This is a genomic window from Helicobacter sp. 12S02634-8 (assembly GCF_002272865.1).
GTDB lineage: Bacteria > Campylobacterota > Campylobacteria > Campylobacterales > Helicobacteraceae > Helicobacter_J.
This window is the reverse complement of the sequence record NZ_MLAP01000004.1, coordinates 133483-154033: the sequence shown is the minus strand read 5'-3', so window position 1 is coordinate 154033 and position 20551 is coordinate 133483. Positions and strand designations below refer to the sequence as shown.

Here is a 20551-nt window from a genome sequence, read left to right as displayed (position 1 = left end):
CCAAACAAGGCAAAATAGTTATGGCACAAGATAGAGCAAGATTCTATCTTAAAGATAAATCAAAGCATACTAAATGATATGTATTCTATCAAAATAAATTTTATGTTGCACTTAAATGGGGGAGGGGCTAAGAGGGGTAATCAAAAGGGCAAGGCGAATAAAAAGTGAGGTATCCATCAAATAAAAATATACTTTTTGTATGGCTATTGTTTTATTTTATCAATAATGTGATGATTGATAAAATTCTTTGGGATTGATAAACTTTTTGTGGTATCCAAATAGCCTTAGAAGTTGTAGTATAATATATAGTAATAATGTTTGATGGTTAAAAATCAAAATAATCCTATATGGTTGGTATGCAAGTCAATAAATTACAATTCATCTTAATCTTTTTTATCACATCTCTTTGGGGGGCTGATAACACAAGTGTGACCCAATTGCCCCAAAATTTTACCTCTGGCACACACCATTATGTCGAAAATATAGATTTTACCAACACCCCAAGTGGTTATTTGACTAGCGAGCTTACCGATGAAAAATATCGCTATACAGGCATTTTGTTCCACGGCTATGATACGATGCATATCCCCCATGATGCCACCGTGGTTGTTGATGTATCAGGCATACCGGGCAATTATAATGACTGGGCTGGAATGCTTTTTCGTGGGCGGGGTAGGGAAAAAGCAGGGGATAGTCTGCCTACTTATCGTATCCAGGGTGGGGGGAATATTGTTTTTAGACTGGGCAATCTTGCTGGTCCTAATAAAATCGAAGGTATGTTTTTATCCAGACGCCGTGGGACATTTGACAACTCTGCCCCGACTTTTGTTTTTGATGTCAATATGGGCGTGATGGTTGTGGGGAATGATTTTTATATAGCGCGAGGGTTGTTTAATATCAATGATGGCGATGGTGGGGCTTTTATTTTCAATAAAAATGTTACTATCGATGCTTCTAAAATGGTTCCATCGATAGGTTGGAAAGGCAGCGGAAAGGGCTATCGTTCGATATTTTCTGTGGGTGGAGGGGGGATCATTAGAGTCAATGCCAATGCTGATGGCAGTGTGCTAGATGATAAGAATATTATTCAGCTCAAAGGGGATATTTCTGTCGAAAATACCACGACATCTGCTTCAAGGGTTTATATCAATCTCACCAATCCCGATAGTTTTTTCCAAGGTCGCTTTTCTTTGCAAGGCAGTGGGCAAGCCCAGCTTCGTTTGTCTAATGGGGGAAAATGGGTCTTAGCAGCTAGCTCTAAGGTCAATATCCTTGATATCAACAATGCTAGTATCGAAAAAAACGAATCAGAGCTTTCAATGGTCGATTTTATCAGTATCAAAGATGGCGAAGTGAGCTTTGATGCTAAGACAAATCGCCTCAGTGATCCCGTTACTTATAGCCCAAGGACACTTGTAGTCGATGAGCTCAAGGGGAATAATGGTATTTTTAAGCTGATGACAAATTTCCATACCAATCAAAGCGATCATATCACTATCAATAAAGACAGCACAGGCAAGCACTACTTGCAAATCTATCCAGATTATAGCAATATCGAAGCCTTCACCAAGCCCACGCCCAATGCTATTGAAGTGGCTAAAATCTTGCAAGGTGGGGTGGGGCTAAACTTTGAAACAAAAGATGTCAAAATCGGACTTTTTACTTTTAAGGCAAATATCAACAAACTCCCCATAGGCAGGGGCTATCAATGGGTCATCGGAGATGCGATCAAATCGATTCCATTTAAACCCTTGACTCCTGCTACCATCACCCCACCCAAAAAAGAAGACAAGCCTGCCCCTGCCACGCCATCGCCCCCACCTGCTCCTACACCCCCACCTGCTCCTAAACCTGAGCCTGCCCCGACACCCCCTAAGGTAGAGCCCACCCCACCCCCTGAAATCACACCGATAAAACCTGATACCACACCAGCTGAAAAGCCCAAAGACCCTCCTGCCACAGAAGTGCCTAAAAAAGAAGAAAAGCCTGAGCCCACTACGCCTGAACCCAAAAAGCCCGAGCTCACGCCCGTTCCTATTGCCATCACACCTCCTGCTCCTGCATTGCCTACTGAAAAGCCCAAAGACCTAGACCCCATGCCTGCTCCCATCACTGACCCTCCCCCTAAGGCCCCTTTGTTTTTTGTTTCTCAAAATGATTTAGGCACGCAGATCACCAAGCTTTTGGGCGTCCAATACAGTATTTATCGGATACATACTGATAGTATCACCAAGCATATTGATGAGCTATTTTATTTGCCTCAAGATTTTTATCAGCACATATGGGCAGATTATTATGCAGGGAAATTGAGCGATGAGAGCACAGCAAACGCTTATTGGAGCTTTCAGGGGGGGTATGATTATGCGTGGAGTTATGAGGGGTTTAGGGGGTTTGTTGGGGGATTGGGGGATTATACTTCTATGCGTTTGGTCGCACCTTTTTATACAGGGAAAGCTTATGCACTTGGTTTGGGGGCATATGCGCAAGGGAGCTGGTATTATCAGAAAAATTTTGGTATCAGTATTGATGCTTATACCAAATATGTTTTTACAAATTATAACGCCGATGGCTCACAAGAGCTTGATTATAATCATTTTAAAAATACTTATAATCTGATATTTTTAAATTTTCGTGTGGGCTTTAAAGCGCCTATTTCAGCAGATAAAAGCTGGTTTGTAGAGCCAGGGGTCAAGCTTGGTTGGGCATATATCAATGGTGGGGGGTATGGTTATAAGACTACAGCGCCTTTTTTAGACCCTAAGACGGGGGATATGGGCTTTTCAGATATTCATATTGCTATCAATCAAGAAGCAGGCAAATTTTTTGGTAATAAGCTTTTTTTAGATGTGGGGAAGATTTTTCAGAATCATTTTGTGTATTTTGATATGCGTGCGGGATTGGACTTTGCATATGATTCAAGCACGGGTGGAGATGTGTATATGATTCAAGAGGGCTATACAGACTATCCAATTCATGCAAAAATGCCTGTTGATTATCGTTTGGGAGCAGGGCTTGCTTCTCATCTTGTATTGGGCGATAAAGTGCAATTTTATTTTTATGCGAAGCGGACTTTTTTTAGCCATATGAATACAGATTATTTAGTGTCTTTGGGGTTTAGAATGGATTTAGGATTTAGCAAAAGGTCTATCCAGCCTGCGCCTAGCCCTCAGATCCAGCCAAGAAGGCGACAAAGCCCTATACGAAAAAATGTAGGCGATAGCCCCAGACGCACGCAATCTGTAGAAGTGCGGAGCAGACAAATGCAGCCCAAAGAGGAGCTCAACCCCAACTACAGACCCATGCCCAAAAGAAGAAATCCCACCCCCTCATTTTCAAGCACCCCCACTCCATCACCTTAAGGCAATCTTGTGATGGGCTGTTGCAATCAATTAGCAACGAGATCTGGGGCGATAGAAGTTGATGAGATAGATTGCGCCAATCGCAATGAGCCCTCCTAAGATCGTATGGAGTTTGGGCACTTCGCCCAAGATAATCCACGCAAACAACAAAGCTCCAATAGGCACCAAAAGCACAAACACGCCCCCTTGTGTGACACCAAGGACTTTAATGCCTTTATAAAAAATAGTTGTAGCAAAGGTTGTTGATAAAATAGTCACACTCAACATAGAGAGCCAAAAGCTCCAGCCAACCTCAAATAAGGGCTGGGTATCTTGCAAAAACAAAGAGGGCAAAAACACAACAAAGGGCACAAGGGTGCTATAAAAATTAATGGCAATAGGGTTAGATGATTCGGTGGCATAACGCGAGCTGATTGTAAGGGACGCCCACATCAAAGCAGCAAATACATAGATGAGATTGAAGAGCGAGAATAGGGCAGATGGTCGGGAAATATCTACTAAAAATGCCCCTGATACCATCCCCAAAAGCAGTCCGATTTTTTCCTTGCGTAAGAGTGTGTTTTTTTTAATCATTGTCCAGATGATTGTAGCAAAGATAGGGGATAGCACCTCAGCGATGACCCCTGCACTGCCAGCATCACCATAACGCAAGCCCACAAGGAGCAAGTAATTATAGATTGTATTAAAAACTCCTACTAAGATGGTAGGTAAAATCGCATTTTTAGGGAGCCAAAAAGGGATTTTGAGAGAAAACATCAAAGGCAAAAAACTCAAAGTCACAATCCCGCATTTGATACAAGCGATGATGAAGGGATCGACTTGTTGTTCAATCATGATTTTAGACGCAGTCCAAGTCAGCCCCCATAGCATCATAGATACAAACATCAAAGCTCGCATCAATAGCCTTTATCTGGAATTTCTATCAATCTCTTTTAGCATAGTGTTGAAGGCTTCTTTAGTGCCTGCCCTCACTGGACCCATCAAGCTCACAACAACAATCGCAATGCTCGCACACAAAAATCCTGGAATAATTTCATAAACTCCAAAATATTCTAGGGCAAAGTTTTTATAAACAACCACAACCACTGCACCTGTAAGCATTCCAGCAATCGCCCCCAATCGGGTCATTCGCGACCAAAATAGAGAAAAAATCATCACGCTCCCAAAACTAGCGCCAAACCCTGCCCACGCATACGCAACGATATGCAAGACACTTGAGTTTTTGTCTGTAGAGATAAAAAACGCCACGCAAGCGACCAATAAAACAGCAATACGCGAAAAAATCATTACAAGTTTTGTTGAAGCTTCTTTGTTGAATATCTTGCGATAAAAATCCTCAGCAATTGTCGAAGAAGACACCAAGAGCTGCGAGCTTGCTGTGCTCATGATTGCTGCTAGGATAGCACTTAGCAAAATTCCAGCAATCCAAGGATTGAAAAGGAGCTGACTCATGACAATAAAAATCTTTTCGGGGTCATTGAGAGAAACATCAAATTTCACAATATAAGCAATCCCTAAAAATCCCATCAAACAAGCCCCAAAAAGGCTAATCACCATCCAAGAAATCCCAATAGTCGTGGCTGTGGGGATTTCTCTTGTGGAGCGTATGGACATAAAACGGACTAAAATATGAGGCTGACCAAAATACCCCAACCCCCACGCCAAAGAGGAAATAATCCCTACAGCACTCACGCCTGTTCCAAAAGATAATGCCTCTGGCTTGATTTCTCGCACCAAAGAAACAGCTTCAGAGAAACCACCCAAGTGATAGAGCATCACACAAGGCACTACAACCAAAGCCCCCATCATCAAAAGCCCCTGTATCAAGTCTGTCCAACAAACTGCCTTGTACCCTCCAAAAAATGTATAAGCAACGATAATAATCGTGCCGACTATCAAAGCATAGCTATATTTGATACCAAAAGTTGCTTCAAAGAGCTTCGCTCCACTCACCAACCCCGAAGAGATGTAGATAGTGAAAAATATCAAAATGACAAATGCAGACAATAGCCGCAAGATATGTTTATCATCAGAAAAACGGGTTTCAAAATAATCAGGAATTGTGATGGAATTTGCAATCACGCTTGTATATACACGCAGCCTTTTAGCGATAAATGACCAATTGATCAAAGCTCCAATGCTAAGACCAATTGCGATATAGCTCTGTGCGAGCCCACCGATATACAAAGCCCCTGGCAAGCCCATCAAAAGCCACCCGCTCATATCAGAAGCCCCTGCTGAAAGTGCACTGATAAAAGGCCCCATTGTCCTATTCCCTAAAAAATAGTCTTCTGTAGTTTCATTGCGTCGATAAAAATAAAACCCAATATAGAGCATAATCAAAGAATAAATTACAAAAGTTGTAACAATCGGAAAACTCAAAGTGACTGTTTCTAAACCCATTTTAATCCTTTTTTACAAGAGCTCTAGCACCCAAATTCCCATATCGGTGATAGGAGATGCTGACAGATTTTTCTAAGTGATAATAAAGCAATTCAAAGCGTCCATTGATGAGTGGCTTTGCTGCAGCAATCACAATGGCATTTTTAGCACCAGCTATATAGATGGGGTCAGAGCCATCAGACTCACCAAAGTATCGCACGCGCTCAAATTGTGAGATTTTATCAGCAAAATCTTTAGCGTTTTCATAGTGGATTGTGGCTTCAAGACCAAGCGCAGAGAGATGGCTAGCTACAAAGGCAAAGTGTGGGTTATCGTCTTTGGAAGTGATCGATAGACTCAAAGGGATTCCACAAGTATTTGCCCCGATGATGACACCCATGATATCTTCTAGGCTGTCTGTTTGATGGATACGATAGCCAATGGATTTGACTTTTGTATAAGAAAATAGATTGTCCTCGCCACGAATATGCACATAGTCTTTTTGGGTTTGGAATTCATTTTTGTTGTGGTAAGCATAGCTTTTTGCCATTGCTATGATGGTATCTAGGCTGTGCTTTTGCGCTCCATTGAGCTGGGGAGATGTTTGCAGATTCTCTAGCGCACTCACAAGGGGGGTAGAGAGCAGATGTGTATCAGGGGTTTCTTGCGTGATATGGGTAAATTGTGTGATGTAATTGAATATCCCTACCTTGCGACCAAATCCAATGGCTGATTTTTTGACCCCACCAAAAGGCTGGCGTAGCACGATAGCCCCTGTTGTGGGCTTGTTGATATAGATATTGCCTGCTTGGATATGCTGGATATAATAATCCCACTCCCTCTCATCAAGAGATTCTAGCCCACTTGTAAGCCCATATCCTGTGGCATTGACAATCGAAATAGCGTGTGGGAGATCTTTAGCACACATCACAGAAAGTATAGGGACAAAAAGCTCTGTTTTGTGTGTATAATCGCCCTCTTTTGTGCCATATTTGATTGCTGGCTTCATCAAGTAAGGATTGTTATCGATAAATTCTGGCTGGATAGCCCATTCTTCGTGTGCTTCTTTTGTATCGATTGCTTTTTGCACCTTGTCAGAAACTTTATCTGCAAGTGTGCCGATTTTATTTTTAAGGACAAAAGGATCGCCCACTGACATACTCTTTGTCGCATCGATGAGAGTTTTTTTGAAATTTTCATCATTATAGACTTCTTCTTCTAGGATCAAAAGTGAAGTAGCTGAGCATTTTTGCCCAGAGTTGCTAAAGGCTGAGTGTATGATATTTTTGATTGCTTGATCGCGATCGGCCATTTTGCTCACAATCGTTGCATTTTTCCCGCCTGTTTCTGCTGAAAGCAAGAGTGCGGGGTTGGCTTCAAGCATTTTATACGCCGTGTCCTCGCCCCCTGTAAGCACTGCAAAGCTCACAGCAGGGTCTTTTAAAAGATATTTGCTGATATCTGAGCCTTTTGCAGGGAGATAGATCAGTGCATCTCTGGGGATACCTGCTTCCCAAAAGCATTCACAAAGCATATAGCCTGTAACGCTTGATAGACTAGAGGGTTTATAAATCACGCGATTGCCCGCAGCCAATGGCGCAGCGATTGTGCCTGCTGAGATACCTACTGGGAAATTCCAAGGTGCGATGACAACGCCTACACCTCTGGGGGCAAAATGTGTCTTAGGATTTTGCTCTTTGAGCACTTCAAGGCTATAGGGATAGAACTCTAAAAAGTCAATCGCTTCACTCACTTCAGCATCTGTTTCTGCATAGGTTTTACCCACTTCTAGGGCAGCTATCCCGATGAGATCCCCTCGTTTTTCACGCAAATTCTGGGCAGCACGGGAGAGGATTTGATGGATTGTCTTAGAGTCCATTTGAGAAAATTTGCTGTTGTCGTCTTTAGCGATTTGGAGAGCTTTTTGAATAATTTCTTGGTTGGCAAGTGCGATAGTGGCGATTTTTTTATTGGCTATTTTGTCAAAAATATCCACTTTTTTCATTTCTTGTGCTTCTAAGCGCTCACCTGCGATGGGATAAAGCTCTAAAATAGGCAGATGGCTGTATTTATCTTTGATTTTTTGCGCCCATTCTCTGTTTTGAGGGAGGATAAAATCCGTATCGCTTTCATTATGGAATTCTTTATGCCCATAAGTGCTGATACCTTTTTGGGGTAAGAGGCGATTTTGCACTCTGTGTGTGGCATTATCGAGCTTAGCAATGTTGCTCAGAGAGTCTAAAAATAGCTGCTTTTGGATTTCCCAGTTTTTGGAGCCTACTTTGAGATTGAAAAAATAGCGCATGAAATTATCTTCGCTTGTGTTTTCGTCCAAACGACGCACCAAATAAGCAATCGCATTGTTGAAATGCTCTTGGTTGCACACAGGCGCATAAAGAATCAATTGATGCATTTGACTGAGCTCATACGAGGCCTGCAAGCTCATGCCCTCTAACATCTCAAATGTGAAGCTTTCTTGGGCATTTTTCTCTTCAATCCTTGTGTAAGCATAGGCAATTTCAAAAATATTGTGCGAGGCAATCCCGATTTTAATATATTTATAATTATCACCCTCAAGGATAAAATTTAGCATTTTATTGTAATTGGAATCGGTATCCATTTTTCTAGAAAATGTAGGGAGTGCCCAGCCCTTTTGGGAGGCGATGGTTTCTTCTGATTCCATATTTGCGCCTTTGACAAATCGGATCTTGATGGGTGGTTTGCCTGATTGGACGCGTTGTTTTGAAAATGCGTGGAGTTTTTGGAGATACATCAAAGAATCGGGGATATAAGCTTGCAGCACGATACCAGCGTTGATATCAAACTTAGCAACTGACTCCATAAAGGCAGCAACGGTGAGCTCTAAATCTCTGAACTCTTCCATATCTAGGTTGATAAATTTCTGCACATTGTGTCTTTTTTCGTATTCTTGGGCAATGCCATAGAGAGTATCAAGTCGTTTGATGACTTCATTTTTAGAGTAGTCAAAATCAATGATATTGATTTGCGAAAAAATCGTGGTTATTTTGATAGAAATGTATTTGATATGTTCAGATTTTAGGGCTTCTTCATATTTATGCATTCTATAGAGTGCTTCAGCTTCACCGAGCACTTCTTCACCAATGAGATTGACATTTAAAGTGATCCCTTGCTCTTCTCTTTTGATGATATGGGCATCGAGCTTGGATTTTTCTTCATCAAGCACCATCGTTTTAGTGTCTTCACGGATATGATTGACAAAAAAGGGCACGCTCATATTAGGAGCAAGCTTGCCAGCAGAGAGAAAAGCCATCAGCAAAAATTTCTCATAAGCAGAGAAAAAGTCAGCAATGCCATATTTCCCTAAGATATATTCAATTTCATTGAATCTTGCCTTGTTGTCAAAACAGCGAAAACTTCGGTCAAGAAGCTCTATCAACATCACCTTATTTTTAGGATTATCCAAAAGTTTTTGCATCTTTTGATGGAATTTTTTTTCAGATGCAGAGATATTTTGGGTGATTTTTTCTTGTAGCATTTCTGCTAACTGAATGGATTTTGAGACTAAATTGTCCATTACTTTTTCCTTAATATTTTTATAGATTTCAAAGCTTTGCGTAAGACTATGTTAACTTCTCTTAAAATCCCCAACAATTACCCATCAAGTCGGTAATATTACCCATATGGAGTGTAGAAATGTTACATAAAGGAACATAAAGCCTCAAAAGGTAGCATTTGTAAAATAAACTATACCCAATTATTTTACAACATATTTCAGAATAATTGCATAGCAAAAAAATTAAATTTTTCTAATTTGTTACTAAATTACAAAAATCAAAAAATTTTATGTATTTTATTGCAGATTTTTCAAAGACAATGCATATGATTAAAAGATAAAAATCTATATTGATGGAGGTAAGATGGAAAAAGAAAACCATTTGTTTGTGCGCGATCTCAAAACCCACCATCTCGTGATGATAGCATTTGGCGGGGCTATGGGGACAGGGCTTTTTGTCGGGACAGGGCAGAGTATTTTTACAGCAGGGCCTTTGGGGACTTTGATTGCATATTGTGTCGCTTCTGTGATTGTGTATTCTGTCATGCTTTCTTTGGGTGAGCTAAGCTCATATTTCCCGCATACAGGGAGCTTTGGCGATTATGCACACCGCTTCATCTCTCCATCTGTGGGGTATCTGATCTTTTGGCTTTATTGGCTCAATTGGGTGGTAACGGTGGGAGTGGAGTTTATTGCTGTGGGCTTTTTGATGCAAAAATGGCTGCCTAGCGTCCCTATATGGGTATGGGTGGTTTGTTTTGCAACGATTATTTTTAGCTTCAATGTTTATCGGGTGAAGGTGTTTGCAGAGAGTGAGTTTTTTTTGAGTTTGATTAAAGTGATTGCTGTGAGTGTGTTTTTGCTCATTGGCTTTGGAATGATTATTTATCATCTATATCTTGGGGGTTTTGAGCAAACTTTTGCAAACTTTTATTTCCAGACTCCAGACTACCAAGGATTTTTCCCTAAGGGCTTTCAAGCAGTTTTTATGACGATTTTAGCTGTCAATTTTGCCTTTACAGGCACGGAGGTTATTGGTGTGGCAGTTGGTGAAACCAAAGACCCTGCTAAAGCAATGCCTTTGGCAATCAATGCGACTTTATGGCGTTTGATTATCTTTTTTGTCGGTTCGGTATTTATCATCGCGACTTTTTTGCCAATGGATAATGCAAGTATCACAAAAAGTCCTTTTGTGGGCGTGCTTGAGATATTCAAAGTGCCTTTTGCAGGGGATATTATGAATTTTATCCTCATCATTGCCTTGCTTTCAACAGCAAATTCGGGGCTTTATGCTGCAGCAAGAATGATCTGGGGGCTAGCAGAAAAGAAAACCTTGCCGCAATTTTTTGCCCACCTCAATCACAAAGGGATCCCGCTCAATGCTTTGATTTTATCCATGCTAGTGTCTTTGATTGCGTTGCTGAGTTACTTTTTTGCCCCTGAGAGCGTTATCAACAACTTGATAGCTGTGAGTGGCTTTTCGATGATGCTTGTGTGGGTGAGTGTGAGTATCGCGCAATACAGATTCAGAAAATGGTATCTTGCGCAAGGCAATCAGCTCAAAGACCTGCCCTATAAAACCCCTCTGACCCCAGGTATCCAGATACTTGGGATTGTTGGGTGTGTGATTTCAATGGTGGGAGCGTATTTTGACATCGAACAAAGAGCAGCGATTTATGGGACGATCATTTTTAGTATCGTTTGCTTTATCGCTTATTTTGTCAGTCAATATTTTATGAGAGATACAAAATCGATTTGAGGGGATTAGTCTTCAAATCGATAGGGCATTTTGATATGTCGTTCAATATCTTCAGCCACTTGCAAGCACAGATCTGCCCGATAATCTGAAGCAAAAAGCTGCACCCCTTGCGGGATATTATCATCTTTAAGACCTGTAGGCACACTCATACTTGGGTAGTTCAAGCACACAAGTGCGAGCAAAGGGATTTGTGCGGGGATAATCACATCTTTGAAATACGCATCTCCTAGCAAATCTTCCCCATATTTGAACGGATTTTTCCCCGAAATAGGCAGCATAATCACTGGATAAGTATCTAAAATCTCATTATAAATCCGTCGGAGCTCATCTCGTTTGGCGATCGCTAGAATATATTCCCGCATATCCTTGGCTGCTTCTGCTCCATAGACCATACCTCTCCACGCCTTTTGGACATCTTCAGAGCCATATTCATCGATATAATGCCCAATGGTTGTGGTTTTTTCTGCGATGAGGATTTTGCCCCAGATTTCAGCAGCGATATCAAACTCAGGCAACTTGATTTCTTCGACCACATAGCCATCTGCTTGGAGCCATTTAGCGACTTTGATTAGATTTTCTTTGATATCTGGTTCTATATCCATACCATCAATTTGTGTTACAAGGGCGATTCGCCTATTTTTAGAGTCGTTATAAGCAAGTGGCGCAGGGACCCAGACTTGATCATAAATGCTCCCTCTTGAGAGCACCTCTAGCCCCAAACGGATATCATTGACCGAACGGGCAATCGGACCTTCGATAGAAAAAAATTCACTAGCAAATGTCCTCCCACCAGGGCTGCTAGGGTCAAATTGTGGGACGCGCCCCCAAGTGGGTCGTAGCCCAAACACCCCACAAGCATAGGCAGGATAACGGATAGAGCCACCGATATCATTTCCATGTGCGACAAAGCACATACCGCTAGCAGTCGCTGCTGCTGCCCCACCACTACTCCCTCCGGGCGTGATTTGGTGGTTCCAAGGGTTGAGCGTGCGTCCAAAAAGTGGATTTTCACTGAACCATCTGATGGCAAACTCTGGTAGATTTGTCATACCGATAGTCACACAACCTGCTGTGTTGAAATTGGTCGCAATCGTGCTGTCTTCTTGGCATATTCTATCTTTAAACACTCCTCCATTGGTATTGCGCTCGCCTTTGACATCAACATTGTCTTTGATTGTTATCGGCACGCCGTGCAAAGGCGAGAGGACTATGCCTTGCGCGATGAGATCATCAGCTTGCTTGGCTTGCTTGAGGGCTTTTTGTTCCATCAGATTGATGATAGCATTGATTTTTGGGTTGATTTGATGGATTCTTTTGAGCACGTTTTGAGTTGCTTCAGTCGAGCTAATGGCCTTGTGTCTGATACCTAAGGCAACTTCTGTAGCGCTCCATTGCCAAATGGGCGTAGTGGGGAGGGTTTTTTGGATTTCTTTGATACGATCAAATTGCATGATTTTTCCTTTATGATTGATTTATTCCCAGCACTCAGCATTTTTGATACCGAGCTTTTTAGAGTTAAAAACGGGGTTGCGCCCTTGCTTTCTTTGGGCTTTGTAGTCATCTAGGGCTATTTTGACAACTTTTGAGAGTAAAAACACTCCAATGATATTGATAGTAGCCCCTAGACCCATTGCGATATTTGCAAGCCCCCACGCTGAAGCTACAGATATTTGTGTGCCGATAAATACGACAAATATAGACAAAATACGATAGCTAAAGAGCAAGAGAGGGCTGTCTTTGAGATATTTCACATTCATCTGCCCGACATAATACGCCCCAATGATAACAGTAGCTGTCAAGACAATGACTAAAAATGTGATGTAATATTCTCCATAGATACCCAAACTCTCGTTCATGGCTGATTGCACTAAGGGCATTGCATCTTTGATCTGTGCTTTTCCATCTGTGGCATTGGCCATGAGCTTAGCATAGGTATCGCTATAGAGCATAAAGAGGATTGATAAGGTAGCAATGATAGTATCTGTAAAGACACAAAATGCTTGCACAATACCTTGCTTGACAGGGTGGGAGGTGTGTGCTGAAGAAGAAGCCCCTGGGACAGAGCCTAGCCCAGCTTCATTGGCAAAAAGCCCCCTTTGGATCCCAATAACAACGACACTTCCGGCAAAACCTCCAAAAATTGCGTGGAAATCAAAAGCACTTTTGAAAACCATTGCAATGACTTCGGGGGTCTTTTCATAATGCATTAAAATGCTGATGATAGAGATGATGATAAAAAGCCCTGCCATAAAAGGCGTAACATAACTCGTGAATCGAGCGATATATCGCCCTCCACCAAAGAACATCACCCCAGCAAAAACAGCCAGCACCAGCCCAACATAAAGACTCAAATAATGCACTCCAGTGCTTGATGGATCGCCTTGTGATGGGAAATAAGTTTCTAATGAAGTGTAGATGGTATTGCTATAGAGTGCGATAAAAGTAAAGCCAATCAAAATAGTGATACAGCTATATAAAATCGCAGCTTTTTTGGCCTTTAAACCTTTGATTAAATAATAAGATGGTCCGCCTTTGAAAGCCCCACCATCTTTGCTTTTATAGATTTGTCCGAGTGTGTTTTCAGCCACAGAAACAGCGCCATTTAAAAACGCTGCAATCCATATCCAAACAAGTGCTCCAGGGCCTCCTGCTACAATGGCTACTGCCATTCCCACGATAGTCCCCATACCCACACGCGTCCCCATACTAATCATCAAGGCTTCATAAGGGGAGATATGGTCTTTGTTGCCCTTGGCATTAGGGTCTTTTTCAGTGATGACCTTGAAGGCGTCTTTAGCCAGCATAATCTGTGGCAAAAGTAGCTTGAAGCTATAGTAAAGCCCCACTAAAAGCAAAAGCACCACTAGATAATACCCCCAGATAAAATCATTGGTGTTTGCGATAAACTTTGAAAACAAAAACGCGTAACTTTCATTGTTGCTTGCTTGCATATTGCCTCATTTCAATTATAAATTTTAATATGCCCCCTTTAGATTCTACAAATAATTTATCTTTTTATATGGATAAATCAGTATAAATTTTTTTAATTGTTACTTTTTTATACACTAAAATGATTTTATCTTGAGTGGCAATGCTCCGATAAAGGATACTATATTGTTTATTGATTTTATTGACTGATAAGAATTATTTACAATTTACAACATATAAAATTTAATGATAACTATTTGTATTAAATATTTTAGATATACTCTAAAAACAATCTAGCAGTTTAGAGAAAATATACCATTTGAAAAATATTTTGTGTATATTTGAAACTACATACAAAGGTTGTTATACAAAATAGACTATCCCAAAGATGGTCTTGATGAACACAAGGAGTTTAGTTATGGAAAGAAGAGAAGCATTGATTTTAGGTGGAGCCTTAGCTTTTAGCGGAGTTTTGGGTGCACAAGAGTTGTTGAATAGCAATAACAAAGAAAAACAAAGTGTTTTGATCAATAACGCTGTGGTTTTTGATGGCAGAAAAGCACTATCAGGGAATAATAATGTCTTGGTTGTGGGGAATAAAATTGCCAAAATTTCTTCGAGTGCGATCACGCCACCGCAAAACACTAAAGTTGTCGATGCACAAGGCAAGTTTTTAATGCCAGGTCTAAGCGATGCGCATTGGCATGTGATGTTTGCTGCTGCGGGGCTTGATAGTGTGAATCTGCCTGATCCAGGGCTATTTTATGCTGCTGCAGTTACAGAAGCCCAAGACACCGTTTTGCGGGGTTTTACCACCGTGAGAGATATGGCAGGGGCTAGCTTTGGTATCAAAAAGGCAATCGATTCAGGAATGATCACAGGCCCTAGGATTTTCCCTAGTGGGGCTTTCATCTCACAGACTTCAGGGCACGGAGATTTTGCTCCAGCTTATGAAAATGCACCTGAATTTGGTGGAGAGCGCTCTGAATTAGAGAGATTAGGCAATTTCAGAGTTGTCAATGGTGTCCCTGAAGTTTTGGCTGCTGTCAGAGAACAGCTCAAAAAAGGCGCGAGTCAGATTAAAATCGGCGCAGGTGGAGGGGTGATATCAGATTTTGACCCTTTAGATAGCGTGCAGTTTAGTCTTGATGAAATCAAAGCTGCAGTAGGTGCTGCCAAGGATTGGGGGACTTATGTATGCTCGCATGTATATAATGTCGATGGTATCCGAAAGGCCCTAGATGGTGGAGTGCGCTCGATTGAACACGGGCAGTTGGCCGATGAAGAAACGATCAAAAGGATTGGAAATGTTGGGGCGTGGCTAAGCATACAAGCTTTTGAGGGACATTTCTTAGCTGGCAGCAAGGGCAAAATACTCAATGGCAAATGGAGAGATGCACTCAAAATGGCACTCAAACACAAAGTAAAATATGCTTTTGGCACAGATATATTGTTTAGCCCTGAGCTTGCGTCTTTTCAAAATGAAGCTTTGGTGACTTTTGCAGAGATTTTAAGCCCTTTACAGACTCTAGTGATGGCGACTTCAGGTAATGCAGAGTTATTTGAGATGAGCGGGAAGAGAAATCCATACATAGGAGGCAAGCTAGGGGTTTTAGAGCCAGGTGCGTGGGCAGATATGATCCTGATTGATGGCAATCCACTCAAAGACATCGAAGTATTGAAGCAATACAAGGACAAATTTGTCTTTATTCTAAAAGATGGTAATATTATAAAAAGCACTATCGCTTGATTGTGCGATATGTGATAAAGGATATAAAGTGGTTATAGGCATTCCAAAAGAAATCATGAATCATGAGCACAGAGTGGGGCTTGTGCCCTCTGATGTGGCTAGGTTGCTCCAATCTAACTCTAGCCATCAAGTGTTGGTGCAAGCAGGCTTGGGGGAAGAAATCGGCTTTAGCGATGCGATGTATCGTGAAGCAGGGGCACAAGTAGTCCCTGAAGCCAAAACGGTTTGGGAAAAGGCTCAATTACTCATCAAATGCAAAGAACCCTTAGAGTCTGAATACAAATATCTGCGTAAAGATATGATTTTATATAGCTTTTTGGATTTAGCATATTCTAAAGAGCTCGCGCAAGCTTTGGTGGATTCTGGCGTGACTTCAATCTGTGGAGAAACCATACCTGGTCCTAAAAACAACTACCCTGTCCTAGCCCCTATGAGCGAAGTAGCAGGGAAGCTTGCTGCACAGCTTATCGCTGAGTATTTTTGCACCCATCGTGGAGGGCGTGGGATTCTTATTGGTGGGTGTGCGGGCGTGCCTCCTGCAAAGGTCGTAGTCGTTGGTGGTGGGGTCGTGGGCATGAATGCGGCTAAGACTTTGGTAGGAATGGGGGCTGATGTTTGGGTGCTTGATATTGATGTGCATAAAGTTTCTAGCCACCCTTTAGTCATAGCCAATCAAGTCAAGCTCCTTTATGCGACCGAAGAGGGCATACAAACTGCACTCAAAGGTGCTGATGGTGTTGTGGGGGCTGTGCTAGTCACAGCGACACAAACTCCCAAAGTCATCAAACGCACACATTTAAAGCTCCTCAATCCCGGAGGTGTTATCGTAGATGTTGCTTGCGATTTGGGGGGGTGTATTGAAACAATCCATCAAACAACCCACGATGACCCGACTTATTTTGTTGATGGGATTTTGCACTATGGCGTTCCCAATATGCCTGGTGTGGTCGCTAGAACTGCGAGTATCTGCTATTCTAATGAATCAATGCCTTATATTTTAAGTATCGCTAATTCTGGTTGGAAAGAAATGCTTAAAATGCCCGGTGCATTAGATGGCTTGAACGCCTATGGAGGCAAAATAGGGCTTAAAACTGTGGCCCAAGCCTTTGGTTTGCCCTTTGTCGATGCTAAGACCTTGATTGAAACGCCCTAAGCCCTCAAGGTTTTAAAAACATTAAAAATAGACTTTTGAAGCAGGCTCGCTAGGTTATATTAGGACATATTAAAATACTCGATAAGAACAGATGGAAAAAAGAACCTTAGACCATATCCATCAGATGTTGCTGGAGTGGTATGGGATTTATGGGCGTAAGAGCTTGCCTTGGCGTAATCTCAAAGGCACTCATGCCCCTTATGGTGTCTATGTCAGTGAAATCATGCTGCAGCAGACTCAAGTTTCTGTCGTTTTGGATAAATATTACTTTCCCTTTTTGGATACTTTCCCCACACTAGAAGTGCTATCAAAGGCTGATGAAAATGCTGTTTTAAGGCTATGGCGTGGGTTGGGATATTACTTGAGGGCAAAAAATATGCTCAAAACAGCTAAAATCTGTCGCCAATCCTTGCCCTCTGACCCTAAAGAGCTCATCAAACTCCCTGGTATCGGGGCGTATACAGCAGGGGCTATTGCTTGTTTTGGCTTTGGGCGGGCTGTGAGCTTTGTAGATGGGAATATCAAAAGAGTGCTTTCACGATTCTTTGCCCTCAAAGCACCTAGTATGGGCGAGTTACAAAGATATGCTCAAGCATTTCTCAACCACACAGATAGCTTCAGTCATAATCAAGCCCTCCTAGATATTGGGGCGAGTGTATGCTTGCCACTTTTGCCAAAATGCCCATTATGCCCGTTGCAAAGCCACTGCAAGGGCAAAGACACGCCCACACTTTATACACAAAAGTCTAAAATAACCTACAAGCAGCTTGTTTATGATTTGGGAGTGTATATCCAAGAGGGTAAGGTCGCACTGGCTTTGGATAATATTTTATCCTATCAAGGATTATATAATTTTCCTAAAATATGCAGTGATAGACTTTTAGAGTTCCCATTGATAGGGTCTTTTAAGCATTTTTATACAAACCATCGCTTAGAGGTAAGAGTGTATTTGCTCTCAGATAAAAAATATCTTGAAGATTCCAAGGGAGTAGTGCTCTTCACTCCCCAAGAATTAGCTGATTTACCCATCAGTGCTATGACACTTAAGGTATTAGACTTGCTAGCAAGCAAGGAGATCTTAAGAGTGCATTTGGATTGATTCCTAGCCTGATAGATCCCATCACTTCATAAGCCCCCCCCCTTTTTTTTTAAGCACTTGCCTAAAGGGCAATTATAAAGATTATTTGAAATACATTCCAAAAGTGATACCCACATTTGAAGCATTATAATCGAGTCCATAAGTCATAAAATGGATATCATATTTTAACCCCAAGTGATCGCTCAAATCATATTTTCCTCCGACTGCAAACCCTGTGCCAACACTATTTCCATAACCACCATCTAAAGCAATGTTATTGATTTTATCCACATCTCTCATTGCCACTGTGCCTTGTATATAGCCTAGCTGCTTGCCTTTTGCAAACTGCCATAAAAAGTTTGCTCCATATTCATTTCCGAGCTTGAGGCTCGTGTCTGCATGGTTTTGCTTGGGATTGAGTCGGTAGTAGAATTGGGCTGTAAATGATGACATTTTGCCCTCTTCTTCTTTTCTTTTGATTAGATTGATGAAAAAGGTATGCCCCTTAAAAAGCTGTATATTGCTCCCAGAGTCAGCAAATATCGTGTTGCTGATAATATCAGAATTATCCCCGATAATGAAGCGGAACGCATCGCCTTTATAGAGTGTAGCCATCACACCGATATTTGCGTTGGCAAAATTGATTGCATTGGTGTGCTTATCTGTGAAACGACTATCAGAGATTTGATAATACCCACTAGCGTTCCCAAAGACTTCAATATAGTCTAAGATTCCATATCGAGCATAAATATCTAGGAGTGCGTTGAATTGATCTGAGTAGGCCTTGTCTTTTTGCGTATAAGTCGGCAATGCAATGCGTTGGCCATTGATAGAGCTTGGAGCATACAAATAAGGAGCGTTAGGGCTATTTCTTTTGGTGGTTTGCAAAAGATTTATGTCTGCACCCAGCACGAAATTGTTCCCATCTAATACATCGCCCTCTACAGGGGGCGTAGCTTGTGCTACACCCAAAAAGAGGACAGAAGATAGAACGATGAATAATTTTTTCATTTTTATCCTTAAGTTATAAAATATAGATATTGCAAAATATCTATATCTATTCTATAAAATCAAAAATATTTTGTCAATAATTAGATAAATATATTTATAGTAAAATATATCTTTATGTTACAGAAAGTAATGATTCTTAATCTTATAAATAATAACAAATAAAATTATCTAATATTGATTGAATATATGGTAGATAAAATTAAAAAAAACAATTATAAAGACTAGAAAAATAAAAAACAGAAAATAATCTCGTTCTTTTTTGATACGAAATACTCGATAAGATACAAAAAGTAAAAATATTAGATATGCAAAGGCGGGCAATAGCCACCACCCTCCAACAAGAATCAGGCAATAATACAAAGGCACACCCCCGATTGCAATCCATTTCTCAAAAGCCCTTAAATAGGCTAAATGGATCCAAAGATATAGCAAAATAGGAGCATCAAAATAAAATATAAAAAACCATAAATTCTCTCCCATCAAGTCCAATCCTTTTATTGCCAAAATAATGGTTTTCTAACTAAGTCTTAATGCCACAGATATTATAAATATTAAGCTAAATTTTAGAATATGCTATGGGGGTATAGTCTATAAAATCAAAAATATTTTGTCAATGATTAAATAAAAAACATATAGTAAAATATATTTTTCTGTTACAAAAAGTAATGATAATTAGTCTTATCAATAGATGAGATATTTGGCAATATCAAGGTGCGTTTGGATAAATTTAAAGAAATATTTTATCAAGATAGGGATAATCCGTATTTAGGTAAAATTATAGTTTTTTTACCAAAAAATGGGCAAATATCTATCGATAAGAATTTTATGGATATGAAAGCCCATAATGTTTTTGTAGAGAGGGCTATCAAGCAAGATATGCTCAATACCCAAATGCGTCTATACAGATAATTTTTAAGTCATACGCAAAACGCACAAGTATCAAGCCCAATCTTACAGAAAACAGCAGGGCAAAATAGAGAGGGGATAGCCCCCACCTTTTTAATCCCTAGAGCCTTTAGAGTCGTGGATCACGCTCACAGCACCTTTGATATCGCTCAAAATCGCGCACGCACTCTCTGTCGCACTCCCCATCGCGCAGCTTACCATCGTAGTGACTCCTGAGGCAATCCCTGCGACATAGATACCATCTTTGATGAGATTTCTGCCTGTGTGCTTGAGCATAATCTTGCCAGCCTTTGGCATTAATGGGTGTGGTTGTGTGATAGCGCCAAGTCCTTGGATATCAAACGCACCTGCTCCTGTGGCGATAATGAGATAATCTCCCTCAAAAGCTCCTTGTGTTGTCTGAACTTTTATAGCCCCTTTAGAGCCTGATATTTCAGTTGCTTTGGCGTTGATATAGCGAGCTTTGGTGAAGTCTTGGATTTGTGTTTTGATATGCTCGATAATCTGCTCTCCTTTGATAGCTTGCGGGAAAAAGGGCACATTGCGGACTTCGGCTTTGAGAATATCGCCTTTGCCCTCATCGATGATAGTGAGATCAAATACAAGATCGTCTTTTATGGCTGAAGCGAGTATGAGTGCAGCACTCAAGCCTGCTACACTCCCTCCGATGATGATTACTTTTTTTGTCAT

Annotated in this window: 13 protein-coding genes; 6 read left to right on the top strand and 7 right to left on the bottom strand. The window is 41.1% G+C overall.

Features of this window, described 5'->3' with window-relative positions:
• The first annotated feature begins 356 nt into the window (after positions 1-356).
• On the top strand, positions 357-3359 hold the full coding sequence (locus BKH46_RS03990) for a pertactin-like passenger domain-containing protein (RefSeq protein ID WP_095225534.1): 3003 nt from the start codon (positions 357-359) through the stop codon (positions 3357-3359).
• Positions 3360-3389: 30 nt separating this feature from the next.
• Here the strand turns inward: BKH46_RS03990 and BKH46_RS03985 are convergent, their stop codons facing one another.
• From BKH46_RS03985 to BKH46_RS03975, 3 genes are read right to left on the bottom strand one after another with little or no spacing between them, the layout of a single operon-like run.
• The gene (locus BKH46_RS03985; protein ID WP_253248296.1) at positions 3390-4256 is read right to left on the bottom strand and encodes a DMT family transporter; all 867 of its coding nucleotides are present in this window, start codon (positions 4254-4256) and stop codon (positions 3390-3392) included.
• A 9-nt stretch (positions 4257-4265) separates the two neighbouring features.
• Entirely contained in the window at positions 4266-5762 is a 1497-nt protein-coding gene (putP, locus tag BKH46_RS03980) for a sodium/proline symporter PutP (protein ID WP_095225533.1), read from the bottom strand.
• 1 nt (position 5763) lies between these two features.
• A complete protein-coding gene (locus BKH46_RS03975; protein ID WP_095225532.1) occupies positions 5764-9297 on the bottom strand; it encodes a proline dehydrogenase family protein in 3534 nt (1177 codons plus the stop codon).
• Between the two features lie 343 nt (positions 9298-9640).
• On the opposite strand from BKH46_RS03975, the gene BKH46_RS03970 reads away from it, so the two are divergent.
• Positions 9641-11035: an amino acid permease gene (locus tag BKH46_RS03970; RefSeq protein WP_095225531.1), complete on the top strand. Its 1395-nt coding sequence runs from the start codon at positions 9641-9643 to the stop codon at positions 11033-11035.
• Positions 11036-11040: 5 nt separating this feature from the next.
• On the opposite strand, the gene BKH46_RS03965 is transcribed toward BKH46_RS03970, so the two are convergent.
• Positions 11041-12486: an amidase gene (locus tag BKH46_RS03965; RefSeq protein WP_095225530.1), complete on the bottom strand. Its 1446-nt coding sequence runs from the start codon at positions 12484-12486 to the stop codon at positions 11041-11043.
• Positions 12487-12507: 21 nt separating this feature from the next.
• Positions 12508-13986 (bottom strand): alanine/glycine:cation symporter family protein, encoded by a 1479-nt coding sequence (locus tag BKH46_RS03960; RefSeq protein WP_095225529.1) that lies wholly within the window; start codon positions 13984-13986, stop codon positions 12508-12510.
• 395 nt (positions 13987-14381) lie between these two features.
• Between BKH46_RS03960 and BKH46_RS03955 the strand changes: the two genes are divergently transcribed.
• The 3 genes from BKH46_RS03955 to BKH46_RS03945 all read left to right on the top strand — a co-directional run bounded on the left by BKH46_RS03955 (position 14382) and on the right by BKH46_RS03945 (position 17965).
• Positions 14382-15713, top strand: a complete 1332-nt coding sequence (locus BKH46_RS03955; protein WP_095225528.1) for an amidohydrolase family protein — start codon at positions 14382-14384, stop codon at positions 15711-15713.
• Between the two features lie 28 nt (positions 15714-15741).
• On the top strand, positions 15742-16866 hold the full coding sequence (ald, locus tag BKH46_RS03950; protein ID WP_095225527.1) for an alanine dehydrogenase: 1125 nt from the start codon (positions 15742-15744) through the stop codon (positions 16864-16866).
• 91 nt (positions 16867-16957) lie between these two features.
• Positions 16958-17965 (top strand): A/G-specific adenine glycosylase, encoded by a 1008-nt coding sequence (locus BKH46_RS03945; protein WP_095225526.1) that lies wholly within the window; start codon positions 16958-16960, stop codon positions 17963-17965.
• Between the two features lie 81 nt (positions 17966-18046).
• Here the strand turns inward: BKH46_RS03945 and BKH46_RS03940 are convergent, their stop codons facing one another.
• Positions 18047-18955: a hypothetical protein gene (locus BKH46_RS03940; RefSeq protein WP_095225525.1), complete on the bottom strand. Its 909-nt coding sequence runs from the start codon at positions 18953-18955 to the stop codon at positions 18047-18049.
• Positions 18956-19672: 717 nt separating this feature from the next.
• Between BKH46_RS03940 and BKH46_RS03930 the strand changes: the two genes are divergently transcribed.
• Positions 19673-19864 carry a hypothetical protein gene (locus BKH46_RS03930; RefSeq protein ID WP_095225523.1) on the top strand — a complete coding sequence of 64 codons (192 nt, stop codon included), beginning with the start codon at positions 19673-19675 and terminating at the stop codon, positions 19862-19864.
• A 90-nt stretch (positions 19865-19954) separates the two neighbouring features.
• Here the strand turns inward: BKH46_RS03930 and BKH46_RS03925 are convergent, their stop codons facing one another.
• Positions 19955-20551, bottom strand: a complete 597-nt coding sequence (locus tag BKH46_RS03925; protein ID WP_095225522.1) for an NAD(P)/FAD-dependent oxidoreductase — start codon at positions 20549-20551, stop codon at positions 19955-19957.